Source organism: Vibrio sp. 10N.222.55.C6, assembly GCF_041473395.1.
In the GTDB taxonomy this organism is placed as follows: domain Bacteria; phylum Pseudomonadota; class Gammaproteobacteria; order Enterobacterales; family Vibrionaceae; genus Vibrio; species Vibrio crassostreae_C.
The window spans coordinates 1-283 of record NZ_JBFRSD010000527.1 but is presented as its reverse complement, the minus strand read 5'-3'; the positions used below and the strand labels follow the sequence as shown (position 1 = coordinate 283).

The 283-nt window shown below is 43.8% G+C and carries 1 pseudogene; it reads right to left on the bottom strand.

Features of this window, described 5'->3' with window-relative positions:
• A pseudogene (locus tag AB4486_RS24910) lies at positions 1-283 on the bottom strand (iron ABC transporter permease); the annotation flags it as partial.

The following is a 283-nucleotide window of genomic DNA, read 5'->3' as shown; positions in this document are numbered from 1 at the left end:
GCCTGATTTTTCTTACTCGGGCTGACACGTTGATTAAAGTTCACAATCATCGCAATGATAACGCCAATAATCGCCGCGATTACTGACACATAAAGACTGTTAACAGCATACTCTCTGAATTCAGGCGTCCAACTTTGTGCAAAGTATTTGTAGGCATAGATCATCAACTGACCCAGAGGGAATAAGAATGCAACGCACACTAATCCCCAGCACCAAAACAGTGCCAACCACTTCTTCCAACCGGATAGGTCGTAACGAAAGTCTTCACGACTGCTGAATTGAT